Genomic DNA, 266 nt, shown 5'->3' on the forward strand with positions numbered 1-266 from the left:
GCCATTACCGTACAATTCCACGCATGCCTATATTAGAACTTACCTCTCGTGAGCGTAGCGACCTTCGGTCCGCCGCCCACCCTCTGCGCCCCGTCGTCCTGATCGGCGACAACGGCCTGACCGAAGCCGTGCTCAAGGAAATCGACCTGGCACTCACTTCCCACGGCCTGATCAAGGTCCGGGCCGGCGGCGACGATCGCGAGGCCCGCGAGGCCATGCTGTCGACCATCTGCGACACGCTGTCCTGCGCCCCGGTGCACCACCTG

Annotated in this window: 1 protein-coding gene; it reads left to right on the forward strand. The window is 64.7% G+C overall.

From position 1 onward, the window contains the following. Positions 1-23: 23 nt before the first annotated feature. The coding region (locus SB751_RS31365) for a YhbY family RNA-binding protein (protein WP_410749193.1) at positions 24-266 on the forward strand (243 nt) is incomplete at its 3' end.

This window comes from Cupriavidus sp. SIMBA_020 (assembly GCF_046535395.1).
Classification (GTDB): domain Bacteria; phylum Pseudomonadota; class Gammaproteobacteria; order Burkholderiales; family Burkholderiaceae; genus Cupriavidus; species Cupriavidus campinensis.